The following is a 17,508-nucleotide window of genomic DNA, read 5'->3' on the forward strand; positions in this document are numbered from 1 at the left end:
GCATTTATTACTTTCCAGAGTCTTTACATCATGTGTAACTACGTTCATTTATTAATGGAACTTAAAAATTTACAAAAGCATCTTCCGTTTTTACTTCTTTTTTTATCACTTTGCTGTCATATAACCACTTAGCCGCACCCTCCCAAATCGCTGGGTCTTGGTAGCCAAATGATTGGTTTTTTGCATCCATGAGCGGCAAAAGGATCTCTAGACTCTTTGTTTCGATATCTTTTTCTAATGGAGATGTCTTGTCTTCATGCTTCATTAATATGGACAAGCCTTCTTCCGGATGATCCTGTACATATTTTTGTCCTTTTGCAGCAGCTGTCATAAACTTTTTATACAATTCTGGCTTGTCCTTGATTCCTTTTTCACTTGCAACAAAAACTAATTCATAATAATCCGGTACGCCAAATTCTGTTGGGTTAAACGTACGAATTGGATGCCCTTCTTTTTCAAGAAGTAATTTCTCATGGTTAATATATGCTCCCATTAGAGCATCCGTTTTTTTCGTTGCGATCGCAGGAATCAGATCCCAGCCCACATCGACCATTTTCACCTGCTCAGGGTTCCCACCTGAATATTTCACCATTGTATCCACAATCGCTTCATCTAAAAGAATGGATGGATACCCTATCGATTTTCCAGCTAAATCCTTCGGTGATTGAATGGAACTATCAGCAGGCACCATTAAGTGATTAAGCGGATGGCGAACAATTGCACCAAAAGATTGGACAGGAATATCTTCTGCTCTTGCAATGACCACTTGCGGCTGATAGCTGATCGCTATATCTATTTGTTTAGAGGCAACTAATTTTAACGGATCATTTGTATCAGCAGGCATTTTAAGCTCAACATCTAAGCCCTGTTCTTTAAAGTAGCCTTTTTCCTTTGCTGTAAAAAGAAACGAGTGTACCGCATTTGGATACCAGTCTAACATTAAGTTTATTTTCTGAAGCTTTTCATTCGATTTTTCACTTTGATCAGAACTGCCTTCGCTGTTTGAACCACATGCACTCAAAATGAGCACGAATAAACATAATAAAAACGATAAACTTTTTTTCAATGAATTTTTCTTCCTTTCAATAACCTTTTTTCTAATAAACCAATCAATAAAAATAATACGATTCCTAATAAAGAAAGCAGGATCACCGCTGTAAATACAGCATCCGCTTGCAAATTACTCGACATTCTCCGGCTGAAATACCCCAAGCCTTCACTGGCACCTAACCACTCACCAATCGTGGCTCCAACTACGCTATAGACAGCAGACATCTTTATCCCTGTTAAAATAGTTGGCAAAGCCATCGGGATTTGGATCTTCTTGAAAATGTCCCAGCGGCTTGCTCCCATCGTTAAAAGCAATTCTTCATACCCCTTTCCCCCTTTTCTCAGTCCATCATATGTACTGACCACAATAGGGAAAATAGCGATTAATATGGTGACAGCTACCTTGCTCCAAACGGTATACCCAAACCACATAATAAAAATAGGAGAAATGGCAATAAGGGGAATCGTTTGCGAAATAACTAGAAACGGATAGATGATTTTTTCAAGTATTCGAGAAAAGTGCATCCCTACCCCGATAAGAATTCCACCTACGACGGACAACCCAAAACCAATTAGTACCTCTTTTAATGTAGCAGGCAAATGCTCGGTAAACAAAAGCTGTTTGTTTTCCATAAATGCAAGCCATATTGCAGAGGGAGAAGGCAAAATAAAGGATGGAATCAATCCTTTTTGAACGATGTATTCCCAAATACTCAATAGGATGATGAAGACGAATATAAATAGTCCATAATCTTCAATCCATTTTTGCCATTTATCCTTCATCTTGAATAAGCCTCTCCAGTTCTTTTCTCATTTGAATAAAATCTGATTGATAAATAAGTTCAGAGCTTCTTGGTCTTAATAAGTTGACCTTCACTTCTTGGATCTTCCTTGCTTCTTTTGCTGGCAATAGAAAAATCCGGTCGCTAAGCAGAAGTGCTTCCTCAAGATCATGGGTAATGAACAAAACCGTTTTTTGCAAATCTCCCCACAGCTCTAATAACCAGCTGTGCATGTGTCGCTTTGTCATCGAATCAAGAGCGCCAAAAGGCTCATCTAATAAAAGAAGATTTTTGCCCGTCATCAAGGTTCTTAAAAATGCGACCCGCTGCCTCATTCCTCCTGAAAGCTTATTTGGATACGCGTTTTCATATTTTTCTAAGCCAAATCGAGACAACCATTCTCTAATTTCCGATATTTTTTGTTTCTTTTTGATTTTCGAAATTTCAAGAGGGAGCAAAATATTGTCTAAGATTGTTCTCCATGGCAAAAGCAAATCCTGTTGCGGCATATAGCCAACCGTTCCTAATCTCTTGCTTGAATCTTGACCATTAATCCAGATTTGTCCTTCATAAGGTTCAAGCAACCCTGCGATCAGCTTAAAAAGAGTGCTTTTTCCTGAGCCGCTGCTTCCTACAAGAGAAACAAACTCCCCTGGCTGAATATCCATCGAAATGCTTTGTAAAATGGATTTTTCAATTCCTTTTTGTTGGAAAGAGAACGAAAGGCCTTTGATCGATAAGATAGGCAAATTAGACAGGCCAATCTCCTCCTTGATAGACCATGTCCCAAAACATGTATTCGAATCTTGAGGTGGTAAGGAAATATTCTTCAATGACTTTCAGTTCTCGCTCTGGTTTGCCTTCTACTAGCTCGTCAAATAAATCAATCAGCCAGGTAGCAAGGGACCCGAATTCATCAGAGGAATACATCTTAATCCACTCCCCATATAATGTGTGATCAGATGAACCTGGATATTGTTCAGCCAGCATTTTGCCAATTTCCCAATAGCTCCACATACAAGGAAGCAACGATGAAACAAGCTCTTCCAATGAGCCATTTTGCGCGATATTCAGCATATAGCGTGTATATGCTAGGTTAATAGGGGTTGGGCTTGTTTCCTCCAGCTGCTGATGCGTAATGCCAAACTTTTTAGCATATTGACGATGCAAGTCCATCTCTCCATGCAGTGTTTCATGAAGAAGCCTTGCAAAAGCCGCCATTGTCTCAACGTCTCGTGCCTTGGCAGAACCAAAGGCAAAGAGCTTGGCATAGTCGATTAAAAAGACATAATCCTGTTTCATATATCTTATAAACGACTCAATTGGAAGATCCCCCTTCCCTATTCCAACAACAAAGGGATGCTGATGTGTTTGCTTCCAAATATCGCTTACTTTTTCGTATAAGGTTTGCGAAAACCTCATTCAATCCCTCCTTCCTCAACTTTTTTTCTTAAAACTCTCGCTGCTGCAGCTGGTGAGTTTGCATGACTAATCGCTGTAATGACAGACACTCCATCTGCTCCTGCTTTTACAACAGATGAAGCGTTATCCGTTGTAATTCCGCCAATTCCTACAATCGGAATTTGAACCCCTTTTGATCGCAATGCTTCAATAAGCTGCGTTCCTTGAGTTGGTCTAGCATCCTTCTTCGTTTGCGTAGCAAAAACAGGACCAATCCCAAAGTAATCGGCTCCATTCTGCAAAGCTGTTTCTGCCTCTTCCATCGTATGTACAGAAACTCCTAAAATTTTATTGCCAATTTTTTCTCTTACAGCTGATATTGGCTCATCTTCTTGTCCAATATGAACCCCGTCAGCGTCTAGTACAATTGCAAGCTCAATATCATCATTGACGATAAAAGGAACCTGATGTTCTTTACATATCCGCTGAAGTTCTTTCGCAAGTGTAACTTTTTCTGCACCAATTAATGCACCTTCTCCCTTCTCACGAAATTGGAAAAAGGTAATGCCTCCTGAAATGGCTTCCTTTAAAACGTCAATAGGATTTTCAAAACAATTTGTACTGCCCATAATAAAGTAGACTTTTAAAGCCTTTCGCAATGTATCTGTTTCCGTCACCACGATCCATTTCACCTCTTAATTGCACTTTTTTTATATGCCCAGTGGTTGGTCGGTCCATGTCCATGACCGATATTTAATTGCTCCTCTATTGCCGCTTGAATAAAATTCTTAGCAATTAAAACCGCTTCATAGACAGGTAACCCTTTTGCTAATTGCGCAGTAATCGCTGCTGAAAAGGTACATCCTGTTCCATGTGTATTCTTCGTCTCTATTCTCTTACTGATAAAAGTGTTGAAATCCTTGCCATCATATAATAGATCAATCGATTCAGATGGGTCTTCATCATGACCGCCTTTAATGACGATATTTTTAACACCAAAATCGAATAATCTTTTTGCTGCTTCTTTTTTATGTTCAGTGGTTTGTATGGAGATGCCTGTTAACGCTTCAGCCTCAGGTATGTTTGGTGTGATTACTTTGGAGAGTGGAAGTAAAAATTGCTTTAAAGCAAAAATAGCCTCCATTTGAAGCAAGGAGGCCCCTCCTTTTGCAATCATCACAGGGTCTACCACCACATTTTCCCATTCAAAATATGAGATTGCCTCAGAAACCGCTTTTATGATATCCGCATTAAAAAGCATCCCTGTTTTCAGTGCATCCGTGCCCATATCATTTCCAATAGAGTAAATTTGTTTAGAAACAGCCTCTGCACTAATTGGATAAACCCCTTGAACACCCAATGTATTTTGAGCCGTTACGGCTGTTAAAGCAGACATGCCGAAAACCTCTAATTCCTGAAAGGTTTTTAAATCAGCTTGTATCCCAGCTCCTCCTCCACTATCTGAACCAGCAATGGTTAATGCTTTCTTAATCACTATTGTCACTCCTATATTAGTTTACTTTTTTAACAGAGCTATATTGTTCAATATCTTGGGAGGTGACGAGAGCCAATTGATTCAAAAACTCAATTTGGAAGCTTCCCGGCCCCAGTTCAGCTGTTTTTCTTGCTGCCTTTTCAGCCGCAACTCCATAGAAGGATAAAGCAGCTACAGAAGCTTGCAGCATATCTTTTTCAACACCTGCAAAAGCGCCAATAACAGAGGTTAATAAGCAACCCGTACCCGTCACCTTCGTTAATATCGGATCACCATTTGCTATAACATAAGTTGTGTCTCCGTTTGACACAACATCTTCTTTTCCCGTAATAGCGACAACTGTTTTCAATTTTTGAGCAGCTGCTACAGCTAATTCCTCAACATTTCCTTGAGGAGTCCCTGCATCAACACCTTTAATTTCCCATTTTTCGCCAAAAACATTAGCTACTTCGGCAGCATTTCCTCTGATCACAGATATTTTTACTTCCGATATGATTTTTTGTGCAACGTCCGTACGATATTGAGTTGCTCCTGCTCCAACCGGGTCTAATATAACCGGAACACCGTGTTCGTTAGCTGATTTTCCAGCTAAAATCATCGAATTGACAGCTATCGGATTTAACGTACCGATATTCAGCACTAAAACGCTAGAGATTTTTGCTACATCCGCTACTTCGTCCGCTCCATCTGCCATGAATGGTGATGCTCCAAGAGCTAAAAGCCCGTTCGCTGTAAAGTTTGTGACAACCACATTTGTAATATTATGTACGAGTGGATTGATTTGTCTCACTTTTTCTAACGTATCACTTATCCTCGAATGGTCCATCTTGATCTCCTCTTTTCTGAAAAATGAATGTAATTTTATCATGAAGAAATGGACTAAGCTTTTAACATGCAAAAAAGCCAGATCCAAAAATTGGACCTGACTAGATAGTAAGAGTAAATGAATATTTCACTTGTCTACTTTCCTCCGCTGGTATAATCCAGATCAGGTCCAAAGGGTTAAAAACTTCAAAGTTTTCTCTCAGCCCATATACAGGGCACCCCTAGTAGTTACAACATATATGAATGTAATTAAATATTATCCCTATTAAGCAAATAAGTAAAGTATATCATTCTCTTTACACCATACTAGGTTAAAAATGTTTGAATCGGAAGAGAAAAAAATAGTCAAAAGGAGGATCACCTTGGTTTTTTACATTTATTTAAATATTTTAAAACTAATTCACCAGTTTGTGCATCTATAAATGCCAATTCACCTTTCAAATTAGGAAAACTTGGAACATATGTTAAAACATAATAGGAATCTTGATTGTCTGTATACTCCTTATTCCATTTCAGTTCAACATCAAACTCTCGTCTGGCCATTTTTATCGCTTCAGCTTCAGATATAACAGGTTTTGCATTAAGGTTTATAAGCAATTCCTGATTTACATCTGAACTCATGTAGTGATCAATCGTTCCAGTTGTCCGATTGACGCTTATTTTCACAGAACCAAATCGAATAGGAAGGTAATCAAAGAAAAGGCGATATTCAAAATGAACTAAGTTACTTTCTTCTTCGAGCTCTTCTTCCAGTACCACTAGCTTAAAATATTGATCTGCTTCAGGGTAGAGAGTAAATAACATTTGTTCAGCGAGTTCTCTACAACGATTATAGCTCAAGTTTAAATCCCCTTGTCTTTCTAAAAAGGAGTATACTCCACTTAGTTTGCCTGTTCCTTTATCAATCTTCATTTTCAAGGTTCCATCATTTCTTTTATGAAAGTAACCATCCATCGTTAGATCATCTTCATTTGAGTCTTTGAAATCCTTTTTCCGCCAAACAATTCCAGTTACATCGCCCATGTCTGTCTCACGAATTTGTTCAAACGTATTTTCATCAAAGCCGATCAGCTGGTCGATGGTTTTCGATCCCTTCTTTTCAGGTCGGAAAATTGTTTCAAGGCGTTCAGAAGAATCCCACTCTTCATTGACCGGTTGCTTCTCCATTTTTCCTTCATCAGGATTATAACGCTGCTGCCAATTAGGCTCGTAGACAAGATGCGGGAGATCATTCCCCTGATCATAAATTTCACTACTAAGTTCTGTTATCAATAATTCCATTTCTAATCCTGATAAATATTCAGCTTTTATCACTTCTTTATCTATTATTGTATCAGGTAATCGAATATTTTCTGCACTTCCATAATAACGATAATTTATTATTTCTCCTGTTTCATGTATATCTAGATAAAAACCAGTAAAAGGCAGAGGTAAATCAAATTGATACTGAACATATGAAAGACGGTTCCTTCCATTACCTATGGATTTCCATTCTTCAAGTTTAAATTTATCAATTCCACTTGGTATATGGTCATTGGCAAAGCTTAATGCTGTCACTTTTAATTGATCTTCACTTAATATAGATTCACTTTTAGATCTCTGAGAGTCTTTTAATAGACTTTCTAATCTGCCATCTAAAGTTAATTCGATCCATAAATCCATTTCTGCATCATCTTTATGTTTCCATGTAAAAAAAACCATCCCAGACTCTGATTTAACATCTTCAATTTCTATTTCATAGTCCTCTGTAACATTCCCAATATGTATCGCTCTCTCCCTTAATTGATCAATAAGCAACGGCAGCACCCTTTCTTTTCTCAATAAAAAGAATTACGTTTTATCCAAAATAAGGTTTCATTTGAGCTAAAGTTACCCACTAGCAGAAGAAAGCAAATTTGATTATATATAAAATTCCATATGTTTTTTTTCTTGTTTATAATAATCCAGCCTGTCTTGCATGTTACCTGTATGGAATTCAAACTTATGACCATCTAGGTCAGTAAAGTATATGGACTTCTTATCTTGCTCATCTCTTTTACGACCTGAAAGAATGTTAACATTTAACTTCTGTAGTTTTTCATACATGTTATCGAAGTCATCTTCATCAATTGAAAAAGCCACATGTGTGTAGGAATCATTTATTTCGTTTCTTGGAATGTCTTTTTCTAAGTTTAGAGCAAGCCACATGCCATTTAAGTCGAAGTAAGCAGTACTTCTCCCTTTCACTAACAGCTTAGCATCAAAAACATTTTGATAAAACGCAATCGATTTTTCTAAATCTGATACGGAGAACAAAAAATGGTTTAAGCCTTTAATCTGCAAATTAAGATCACCTGCATTCTTCAAAAATTATCTGTTAAATAAATAATACCAAAAAAAGAAGCTTGAACTTAACTAATATGAAACTTGAAGTTTCATATTGGAAGGCAAAATTAATATGATTTAACCATTTTCCTAAACAAAAAGCCCCTTGAAATCTAAGAGGCTTTTAACTAAAAAAAAGTAATTCTATCAAATAGCAATCAATCGAATTTAATAATTTTCGTATCTTCCTTAACTTTGCAAACTCCCCTTCAACCAAGGGCGAGGACGATAAAATCCGATCGGAATTTGGATTAGACTTGTTTTACCTTGTGATTCCATCTTGTAAATCTTATCACATAAATTCACATCAAACCCGAGAAGCGGGTGTCCCCCCATTCCAATAGCTGATGCTGCTAACAATAATCGTTGCACAAGCATACCCGCTTCCATTTGTTGAATCCGATATCCTCTCGATCCCCATTCTCCTTTGTAATGATCCTTATCACCGGCTACATGCAGGCAGAGCGGCACTTGAATCAAATTTACATTATCTAATGACAGTCCATATTGCAGTGTAAGACGATAATCTCCAAGATCAATGGGTCTTAATCCATGAGCATCGCTGTCATATTGATAAGCACCATCTGGAATTCCTTCTATATTATACAAACAGCCGTACAGAAAGACTCGTGACTTCTGCTTCTTATCTGTTCCTTCCAAATCATTTTGATACGAGAAGGAAGACAACGTCTCCTGTAAAAGAGCAGCTAGCATCGAGCGACTTACTTTTCCTAGTACAAAATCCATTTCCAGTGAATATCGTTTTCGACAAGATGACGCCAGATCATAAGATAATCGCTTTACGTGAGGTAGAGCGATCACTTGCCCTTCATCATTGATCCTTTTCCTCATCTTGATCTGTCGAAACTCCCCAGTTGATTCAAGCATGGAAGCTTCATTCATTCTCTTTAGCATCGGAAATTCTTTCATTTTCCGTGAGCGGACGTAATGATGCGTCTTAATAGGTGTCAACTCTTGACATAATGCAGCTGCAGATACACATTCATTTAAGTTTTTCTTGTCAATAATCGGGATATCCTGTTCTAACGACAATGGGATGACCGCATATACACTCTCCTCTTGTTCTGATAACCCAAGAAGATGATTGATGGCTCGATCAAGATATTGGAAGTGAACCTTCGATGCGAAACCAAATCGCTTTGCGACTTCCAGTAATTGTCCGATCATGACACCCGCATCCAACCCTTGAAGACGGTAAGAAAAGTTATGATATTTAAAAAAATTTTTCCAAAACATTGTCGATACAAAAACAGTACCAAAACTTAAGGATATGTTATTTTGAATACCAAGAGCCCTATCTAGATATAAATCGAAATTTCCCTCTCGCAGCAACACTAAGGAATGGTGTGCAACATCATAATGGTACACACCAACTGGTAATTCCTCTATTTTTAAATAAACATACAATTCATTTGGATATAATGCTCCCCCTGAAGGAACAAACCGCCGATAGGACTGCATAACTTCTACTGCTTGGTCTATGGAATCAGAAGGAAAGATCGACTGTGAATATTGAGTCAAACCGTATATAAGCCATAGAAAACAACCCATTGTGTACTGGTCAGGCTTTACAGTTGCTTCTATTCCTTCAAGCGTCAACGGTATTTCCAGGGATAAAGGGAACACAGGCAATTCGCGATAAAGCTTATACGGAAGGGGTGAATCTTTCCAGTTTACTTCCCAGTCAGGTGGAGACGCCTTATCAATATTAAAATGCAGATTGTGTAGAAATTCTTCTAAACTCATTCTCATTCCCCCTATCACCGTTTATCCCGCGTAAAACCCATGGATGGAAGTTTCACTTTATGGAAACGGGTGCGGATGTGGATTAAGTTGTTCCATGGACAATCGTTTTTTCGTATACCCAAGCTGCATAGGTACTTTTAGTACCCTCTCTAATCCAGTTACACGGGTAAGATGATGGCCAAATGTCATCGGCAGCATACCTGGAATTAGCACCTTTACACAATACAATCCATTTCTCTTGATTTCCGATGACGACTGATCCACCACAATGACTTCAAGATTTAATTGACGAAACACTTGTAGAATGTCCCGCAAATCGTCGGTTAAGTCAGCATGATTCTCCCTTCGCTTAAATTCCTCATCAAACGTTCGCAGCGGACGATTCTCATCCAGCAAAAACTGTAATCGTTCCTGTGCTTGCGGCAAGCCATACAGCATGCCATGATCATCCATATTCTGTACCAAGGAAGAATCTTGAAGTAATCGCCTATACTCCTTTTGGTTCGTTTCAAATTTATCGTCTAGCGTTAGCATCATGCCGGCCAACTCATGAACGGCGCTTTTAACCGCACGTAATGGATCTAAATGAGCTCCAGCCGCACAGATAATATTCATTCCCTTTTGTTTTCTATTTTTCGCCATCGCCCAAACGCTTGGGATCCCATGCTCCATCGTCGAGTTAAACAAATGCAAGTCATATCCAGCTATCTCTCGTACACGGTCGATCATCAACTGTAATTCTTGATCGTTAGCGGAAGTAGGATCAAGACGAGGGAGAGGCAGATGTGCGTACCAAGTCAGTAAAAAGGAATCACGCTCCACCACTTCTAAAATACCGTAAAAAATGGCTTCTTCTAACGTTCCTCCTAATGCGCATCCGTTAGAGGTTTCATAAACAAATCCCCCGCCGCATCCTAAGCTGTAATAGGCTAGCAGCTCGGGAACCAGTATCGGACGCTCTTGCAAAAAAGAATAGCCCCATACCCAATTTATAGGTTTATTAGGATTAAATGGTTTAAACGGAAATCCAGGCAGAGCATACTGCTCCTTTGTGTGTACCCCTAATTTTATAGGGTTAAGAGCCTGATTTTTCAAGTTGCGGTAACTATCATAGATCACTGTACGTTTTCCACGTGGCGACATCCCGCAGGACCGCTCCAAACCTTCCAAAATGGCCGTCAACTCACTTATCTCGTAGGAATGAGTTCGACCTGCTGTTCCCTCGTCTGCTGTAAATAATGGCAGGTTGGTGATTACATCTGCAAAAGGGGTTGTAAAGTCATACATTTTCCCATTCAATAATCCTGTCCGATTATCCAAATAGTCTTTCATTAAAACATGATTTAGCTCATCCATCGAACGGCAGCGGTATCGATCAATGCTGATTTTCGGACTTGGTTTCAGTGATATTTGAGCTGCTGTCGCTGAATCATCAGGTAACTTATTACAAATAGGGCACATTGGATCTGGTAAAATAAAGTGGCTTGAGCTCTCCAAAGTTTTAAGGTTAATCAATAAAATACGGTCTTTTAAGTGGTCCATGTTTCCTTGCAAAACTCTCTCAATCTCTGATTCGAGCAGATAATTCATCTGTAAAAGTCCTGTACGCGATGCCCATGCATCATCCGTCAATCCCTCATATTCCGAAAGCATTTGTTGAATCTCCCACATCTCCTTACGGTCACGTCCTGCCATTAAGTGCCGCATATCAGCGCATTGAGAGCAGCCAGGTGCATCTGGGCTTACAAATGGTCCTATCACACCTTCTCCAAATGAAACGAATCCTCGCAGCCAGGGTATCCCTTTAGGTTGTAACATCTCTTCAGCCTTTCGATGAATGGATGGATTCCATGTATCATGTAATACTAAAACCATATCAGCTTCCTCTGGTACTCCTGCCTCAAAATTAGGATAATAAAAAACCTCATACTCTTTAAACAGTTCTTCGTATACAAGGTTCGCTAATAACCCTTCACCAACAATGACTAAGACCGCACTCACAAGGATGCCTCCTCTCGTAACAGCACGCCATACACACCTGCAAGCTTATCTTGCCAAAACGGTTCCAGTTCTAATTCAAAAACTACCAGCTGCTTTTGGTTCCGTTTTAAGATTTGTGTAGCAGATTTCAAAGTTTCTGATTCTGTTACATCTCTACTCGCAAGAATTTCAAGATTTAGCTGTGCCTTTTCATCTAATAGCACGGAAGAAACCTCTAACGATTGTGTTGATTGGCAAGGAATTTCGTTTTGTACCTTCATAAGCGCCTGCTGTAACGCTTTTTGTAATGCGTTTGTGATAGTCAAACCTACACTCCCGAACCACTGGTCGTTCGATCCGACCCAAACGACAGGAAAACCGAATATCTCCTCTCCTAATCCAATGGTCGGTACTCCTTGCATCTTGATCAGTGCTTCTAAATAAAACCGGCTGCGTTCATCTTCGATCGCAGTTAACTGTACCCGTGAGACAACATTTTTCTTTTCAATCTGTCGTTTTCTCAACTCCTCTGTTAAACACTTTTGCAACCCGCGGCTAACGCCTTCCGAAAATGTTGCTCCTACTCCTACACCAACAATTTCCTGCCGTTCCTTCAAGTTCCTTCCTAATTCCTCATGTGAAGGCAGAGTCTTAATAAGCGGATTAACCATTCTCGATACGTACGCTTCAATTCCAGCAAGTCCTGCTTCTCGTCTTGCTACATCATGTGTTAAATCTGTACATACAATGGCTGGCAGCAAATTAGCTGGTCCCTCTGACAATGGGTCAACTGCCTGAACGCGGCACTGAGCTAACGGAAGCTGGATTAAATCTCCTTCCTCCCAAATGTGAAAAATACCTGATTCCATCGATGTTATTTGGCTAAAGGTAAGAAACAAGCTATCAGTTTCATTTCTGGTTGAACTCTGTTCTAGCCGCAAATCGAAATCTTGAACACATTTAGCCGCTAGACTTCCAGTTACAAGAGGATGAGGCAGGAACGAATGCCATTTTCCTTCCAATGTATCGAAGTTAAGCAGGAAAAATTGATTTTTCAGTATCGATTCGGTCACTCCTGTGTTGTATTTAAAGCATTCAAATGCAATCACATTAGCCATCATTGCACAACCGGTAGATGCGGAATTGTACAATGGCTGGTCTCTACTTAACGCTGATTGATGTATGCGGCTCCATAGTGATTCCCAGCATCCATCAGAGTCTGGATGAACTAAAGGGCCAGCTAATCCTACCTGGTTTAAGCATATTGCTGGGAGGAATACCTTTTTCTCTTCTCTGCACACCTTATGAAGCACTCGTAATTCCTCAACATTGCCTTTCTGCGAAACATACAAAATCGAGTCAAAAGGCTGCACAATCTCTCGCCAAGCACTTTCTCCATCCGTGTGAAGGATAACCTCCTCTACTGCCACCTCAGGATCTGATTTCGTGGCATTTGCGACTAGATCTTTTAATCTTTGTCTGTTAGTCGGTACTGAGTTCATAATAAGTAAATGAAGCTTGGGCAAGCCAGATTCAAGTAACGCAGAAACTAACGAGACAAAAAAAGGCCCAGAACCAACTGCCAGTACTTTCGCCTGACGATACTTTTGAAAACGGTATGCTCCTGAATCAACGAAACTATCTAAAAATTCAATTTGAGAAGCATATTTTTTAAGAATGTGTTTGGCTAATTGATGCGGACGATCATGGCTCACATCCTTAACATATCCATTCTGATGCAGCACCTCCGCAATTTCATACACCCGATCTCGATATGGTCCAGGCAATCCGTTTGTTAAATCTTCTAAGGAGTACTTTCCGTTGAACATTGGGATTAGCTTTTCAACCCACTGATCAATCATACTCCCCTCCATACGAAACGAACTTAAGTTATTCCTAAAATACACTCCGCTGTTTGGATCTGGAAGAAAAAATGTGTCCCTTTTTACTTTTAGACGCATAGAAGGAATTAAATTTGTCATTCAGTACCTCCTCGTTGAATTGATCAACACTCCCTCTATCCATTCTATGTAACTTAATTTGTCCGTTATGTAATAAGAAAGCGTCCATATTTTTCTTAAAAGCAGTTACTTCTTTTCTGAAATCGTCATCATTTAGACTAAAAGCACCTGCATCCATATTAAAGACAACCACTTGCAATTTGGATACAAACGAATAAATAGCCCAGCATGAAAAACATGCTGGGGCTACTTCTCTTTTTATAAACGCTGTTTTCATTGGATGGGCTAAATCAACCGCCGCAACGGCCTCCACAGCGGTCTCCACAACGACCTCCGCAACGGAAACAATTCGAACATCGAAAACAATTAAAACAGCTAACACAGAAAAAGCAAAAGAAACAACTAAAGCAACGAAAACAGTTAAACCCACCACATTGACGAGCTTGATCTAAATAATATTGATTTTGATCCCATGGAATTGCCTCATTCGCATGGAAATCACCGACATTCAACCTTTGAAGATCATTTTGAAAATCATTCATGTTACATACCTCCGTCTATTTATTTTATGAATTATTCCAGTGACTTAAAAAGTGACAATATCATAGTTTGATAAACAGCATTTCGAATGTAAATTCACCATTTCATTCCAAACACTCCCCAACAAAATATGAATAATGATTGGGTATGGTTACTAATTCAAATGCTTATTTTAGGAGATTTTTCATTAAATTTTATAAAAAAATGGAGTATATTTTTATATGAATAAAGTATGTCAGAAAACCTAACAAAAAGATTGATTTATTCATCATCTACTAGTAATATAACTACTTAAAGATAGTAGTAAAGGTGAAAACAGATGGATCAGTCTTTTAAGAAGAGCTTAGCCACCCTTTTCAATGAAACGAATAAAGAAATTTTTCATGTTGGCGTACATGAACAAAAAATCGAAATAGTTGGAAATAAAATTTTAATTTTAGCAAGGACACAGCGCATCCCAGCATTAGATGCTTTAGGTGATGAGCATAGCGGATTGGTCTTAGCACTGGATGCTGCCTTATCCTCTAGGTATAAAACTTTGTTAAAAGAAAAATTAGAAGATATGTTTGACTTAAAAATCACTTCCTTGTTTAGAGATTACGATCCTAACAAAGGAATTTCTTGCACGGTTATTTGTTTAGAAAATCAAATAACTAAATAACATTGCTTGTAGAAGATGCGTATAAACGTTTTTTCTGCAACCGATAATAAAATTTTGCGGATGCTTAACCTCTGTTTACGGAAGGAAAGAGCCGTGAAGACAGAAGAAACATTACTTGTGTTTCTTCTGTCTTCACGGCTCTTTTTGATAATAGAGTTAGTTAAAACCGCTTCTACACCAGAGAATATATTGTAATTAAAATTAAAAGTGAAGGGATGAAGCATTATGCAAGAAAACTCCACAGTAAGCAAAAAAAGAGATTTACCACCATTTCCTCGTGACTGTACTTTTACTATAGAAGATTGGACTGTACTAAGTAAATATTGGTACCCTGTTGCTCAAAGTACAGAAGTAACGGAGAAACCAATGGCCGTTAAATTGCTTGATGTCAACTTAGTCGTTTATCGGACCAAAAGTAAAATCGTTGTAGCGCGTGACCTTTGTGTTCACCGTGGCACTCCTCTTAGCATGGGATGGGTAGAAGAAGAAGATATCGTTTGTCCTTATCATGGTTTTCGTTTTAATACGGACGGAAAATGTACATCCATTCCAGCACATCCTGATGCAAAAATAAATCCACGCCTCTGTATGGCTGTTTTTCCAGTAGTTGAACGTTTTGGATTAGTGTGGACCTCATTAACTGGGGAAGAGGATAACCTTCCTCGCTTTGAAGCTTGGGATAACCCAGACTTCCAACAAATTGTTTGTCCTGAGTTTGAAATTAAAGGATCCGCTGGAAGACAAATGGAAGGATTCCTTGATGTAGCTCACTTTGCTTGGGTGCACACTGAATCATTCGCTGATCGAAATAACCCATTTGTTCCTCGTTACCAAGTAGACAATACAGATTACGGCATCCATGTAGAATATTTAAGTAATGTCAGCAATTATCCAAAAGCGCTCCAGCACCGTAATCCAGAAGGCTTTAAATGGCTTCGCGTCTTTGATGTATATCCGCCTTTTACAGCTACTTTAAAAGTGTATTTCCCTAATGATGGAGAGTTGTGGATCATGAATGCTGTTTGTCCAGTCTCTGCGAGAGAAACGAAATTGTTTGTTCCGATTGCGAGAAACTTCGACAAGGACTCTTCGATCGAAGATGTATACGCCTTTAATCTTCAAATATTTACAGAAGATAGAGAAATGGTAGAAAATCAAAAGCCTGAGGATTTACCGCTTGACTTGCAAATGGAAACCCATATCATGGCCGATAAAACATCTGTCGCTTATCGAAAAAAATTAATAGAACTTGGTCTTGGATCGCAGTATACAAGTTAACATTTTAAAAATTTGCATAATTCGAAAATGCCTGGATTTCATTTTCGCTTTTTACCCCTTCAAATAATCTGAGGAAAAGATGATATTTGGAGTGATTAATAGGAGGTTTACATCTTGGAAATGGATAAAAAAATCTATGATATTACTATTATTGGAGGAGGTCCTATAGGTTTATTTGCTTCTTTCTATGGAGGAATGCGGAATTCCTCAGTAAAAATTATCGAGAGCCTCCCTCAACTCGGCGGCCAGCTCTCAACCCTGTATCCTGAAAAATATATTTATGATATAGCAGGATTTCCGAAAGTTAGAGCTCAAGAATTAGTCGACCGTTTAAAAGAGCAAACGGAGCAGTTTAATCCGACTATTTGTTTAGAACAAGTAGCTCAGGATCTTGAAATAAAAGATGATGCTACGTTTAAGCTCATCACCAATAAAGAAGAGCATCTGACTCGAACCATCGTAATCACTGCTGGAAATGGCGCTTTTCATCCTCGTAAAATTGAGCTTGAAGGTGCAGAAAAATTCGAGAATGAAAACCTCCATTATTTCATTAATGACTTGGAAAAATTCCGAAACAAAAAAGTTATGATCTGTGGAGGCGGCGATTCCGCTGTTGACTGGGCGCTTATGCTTGAACCGATCGCAGAAAAAGTTATTCTCGTTCATCGCAGAGATAAATTCCGAGCACATGAACACAGTGTTGAACAATTACATGCTTCTAACGTTGAAATTATGACGCCTTATATACCAGTGGAGTTTATTGGCAATGACAATCAAATCACTAAAGTCGTATTAGAAAAAGGTAAAGAAAACCTTAAAGATGTGATTGAGGTGGATGATGTCATTGTTAACTACGGCTTTGTTTCATCACTAGGTTCGATAAAAAATTGGGGATTAGAAATAGAAAAAAATTCAATTGTCGTCAATTCCCGCATGGAAACGAATATTCCAGGAATCTATGCAGCTGGTGATGTCTGCACATTTGATGGAAAAGTAAAGCTTATTGCCACTGGTTTTGGTGAAGCACCTACTGCTATCAATAACGCTAAGGCTTACTTAGATCCAAAATCTAAGGTACAGCCTCTTCATAGCACATCTGTTTTTGCTAAATAAAGAGAGGAGATCATTAAATGGCTAAATTTACAATTGTTGATAAAGATACCTGTATTGCTTGTGGAGCATGTGGAGCTGCTGCTCCAGAAATTTTTGATTATGATGATGAAGGCTTGGCTGAAGTCATTCTTGATAACAATATGGGTACAGCAAAAGTAGAAGAAGATTTATATGATGATTTATTTGATGCACAAGAGGGCTGTCCAACTGAGTCTATAAAAGTTGCCGACAAACCTTTTAACGGAAATCCCTGATAGCATATGTTCTTAGTCTTAAACAGTTTTTGATTTT

The 17,508-nt window shown here is 38.7% G+C and carries 18 protein-coding genes and 1 riboswitch; of the genes, 4 read left to right on the plus strand and 14 right to left on the minus strand.

The genetic code is table 11. The annotated features are described in order from the left end of the window. Nucleotides 1-61 precede the first annotated feature (61 nt). From FDO66_RS11160 to FDO66_RS11220, 14 genes are all read right to left on the minus strand, one after another. Nucleotides 62-1,066: an ABC transporter substrate-binding protein gene (locus FDO66_RS11160; protein ID WP_181444540.1), complete on the minus strand. Its 1,005-nt coding sequence runs from the start codon at nucleotides 1,064-1,066 to the stop codon at nucleotides 62-64. After that, the gene (locus FDO66_RS11165) at nucleotides 1,063-1,833 is read right to left on the minus strand and encodes an ABC transporter permease (protein WP_141432728.1); all 771 of its coding nucleotides are present in this window, start codon (nucleotides 1,831-1,833) and stop codon (nucleotides 1,063-1,065) included. The genes FDO66_RS11160 and FDO66_RS11165 overlap by 4 nt, the downstream gene beginning before the upstream one ends. Continuing rightward, on the minus strand, nucleotides 1,823-2,665 hold the full coding sequence (locus FDO66_RS11170; protein ID WP_395939772.1) for an ABC transporter ATP-binding protein: 843 nt from the start codon (nucleotides 2,663-2,665) through the stop codon (nucleotides 1,823-1,825). Before FDO66_RS11170 ends, FDO66_RS11165 begins: the two co-directional genes overlap by 11 nt. Next, nucleotides 2,583-3,254, minus strand: a complete 672-nt coding sequence (gene tenA / locus FDO66_RS11175; protein ID WP_141432729.1) for a thiaminase II — start codon at nucleotides 3,252-3,254, stop codon at nucleotides 2,583-2,585. The genes FDO66_RS11170 and tenA overlap by 83 nt, the downstream gene beginning before the upstream one ends. After that, complete coding sequence (thiE, locus tag FDO66_RS11180) at nucleotides 3,251-3,916, minus strand: thiamine phosphate synthase (protein ID WP_141432840.1); 666 nt, start codon at nucleotides 3,914-3,916, stop codon at nucleotides 3,251-3,253. Before thiE ends, tenA begins: the two co-directional genes overlap by 4 nt. A 5-nt stretch (nucleotides 3,917-3,921) precedes the next feature. Next, nucleotides 3,922-4,731, minus strand: coding sequence for a bifunctional hydroxymethylpyrimidine kinase/phosphomethylpyrimidine kinase (thiD, locus tag FDO66_RS11185; protein WP_141432841.1), 810 nt, complete (start codon nucleotides 4,729-4,731; stop codon nucleotides 3,922-3,924). Nucleotides 4,732-4,744: 13 nt separating this feature from the next. After that, nucleotides 4,745-5,554, minus strand: a complete 810-nt coding sequence (gene thiM / locus FDO66_RS11190) for a hydroxyethylthiazole kinase (protein ID WP_141432730.1) — start codon at nucleotides 5,552-5,554, stop codon at nucleotides 4,745-4,747. Between the two features lie 122 nt (nucleotides 5,555-5,676). Then, a riboswitch (TPP riboswitch) is annotated at nucleotides 5,677-5,786 on the minus strand. 124 nt (nucleotides 5,787-5,910) lie between these two features. Next, a complete protein-coding gene (locus FDO66_RS11195; protein WP_141432731.1) occupies nucleotides 5,911-7,374 on the minus strand; it encodes a YcdB/YcdC domain-containing protein in 1,464 nt (487 codons plus the stop codon). 78 nt (nucleotides 7,375-7,452) lie between these two features. Further along, nucleotides 7,453-7,875 (minus strand): FosM family fosfomycin resistance protein, encoded by a 423-nt coding sequence (fosM, locus tag FDO66_RS11200; protein WP_141432732.1) that lies wholly within the window; start codon nucleotides 7,873-7,875, stop codon nucleotides 7,453-7,455. Between the two features lie 231 nt (nucleotides 7,876-8,106). Continuing rightward, on the minus strand, nucleotides 8,107-9,684 hold the full coding sequence (locus FDO66_RS11205; protein ID WP_141432733.1) for a SagB family peptide dehydrogenase: 1,578 nt from the start codon (nucleotides 9,682-9,684) through the stop codon (nucleotides 8,107-8,109). 57 nt (nucleotides 9,685-9,741) lie between these two features. Continuing rightward, the gene (locus FDO66_RS11210) at nucleotides 9,742-11,685 is read right to left on the minus strand and encodes a TOMM precursor leader peptide-binding protein (RefSeq protein WP_141432734.1); all 1,944 of its coding nucleotides are present in this window, start codon (nucleotides 11,683-11,685) and stop codon (nucleotides 9,742-9,744) included. Next, a complete protein-coding gene (locus tag FDO66_RS11215) occupies nucleotides 11,682-13,646 on the minus strand; it encodes a putative thiazole-containing bacteriocin maturation protein (protein ID WP_141432735.1) in 1,965 nt (654 codons plus the stop codon). Before FDO66_RS11215 ends, FDO66_RS11210 begins: the two co-directional genes overlap by 4 nt. Next, nucleotides 13,561-13,950: a hypothetical protein gene (locus tag FDO66_RS20870; RefSeq protein WP_181444542.1), complete on the minus strand. Its 390-nt coding sequence runs from the start codon at nucleotides 13,948-13,950 to the stop codon at nucleotides 13,561-13,563. The genes FDO66_RS11215 and FDO66_RS20870 overlap by 86 nt, the downstream gene beginning before the upstream one ends. Then, nucleotides 13,916-14,167 carry a heterocycloanthracin/sonorensin family bacteriocin gene (locus tag FDO66_RS11220; protein WP_141432736.1) on the minus strand — a complete coding sequence of 84 codons (252 nt, stop codon included), beginning with the start codon at nucleotides 14,165-14,167 and terminating at the stop codon, nucleotides 13,916-13,918. Before FDO66_RS11220 ends, FDO66_RS20870 begins: the two co-directional genes overlap by 35 nt. A gap of 317 nt (nucleotides 14,168-14,484) precedes the next feature. Here FDO66_RS11220 and FDO66_RS11225 point away from each other — a divergent pair, with 317 nt between their 5' ends. From FDO66_RS11225 to FDO66_RS11240, 4 genes are all read left to right on the plus strand, one after another. Beyond that, nucleotides 14,485-14,826 carry a Na-translocating system protein MpsC family protein gene (locus FDO66_RS11225; RefSeq protein WP_141432737.1) on the plus strand — a complete coding sequence of 114 codons (342 nt, stop codon included), beginning with the start codon at nucleotides 14,485-14,487 and terminating at the stop codon, nucleotides 14,824-14,826. A 225-nt stretch (nucleotides 14,827-15,051) separates the two neighbouring features. Beyond that, nucleotides 15,052-16,104, plus strand: coding sequence for an aromatic ring-hydroxylating oxygenase subunit alpha (locus FDO66_RS11230; protein ID WP_141432738.1), 1,053 nt, complete (start codon nucleotides 15,052-15,054; stop codon nucleotides 16,102-16,104). 114 nt (nucleotides 16,105-16,218) lie between these two features. Then, the gene (locus FDO66_RS11235; RefSeq protein ID WP_141432739.1) at nucleotides 16,219-17,217 is read left to right on the plus strand and encodes an NAD(P)/FAD-dependent oxidoreductase; all 999 of its coding nucleotides are present in this window, start codon (nucleotides 16,219-16,221) and stop codon (nucleotides 17,215-17,217) included. Between the two features lie 17 nt (nucleotides 17,218-17,234). Then, nucleotides 17,235-17,471: a ferredoxin gene (locus tag FDO66_RS11240; protein WP_141432740.1), complete on the plus strand. Its 237-nt coding sequence runs from the start codon at nucleotides 17,235-17,237 to the stop codon at nucleotides 17,469-17,471. Nucleotides 17,472-17,508 lie beyond the last annotated feature (37 nt).

The sequence above is a fragment of the Bacillus sp. 03113 genome (assembly GCF_006546985.1).
GTDB lineage: Bacteria > Bacillota > Bacilli > Bacillales > Cytobacillaceae > VATK01.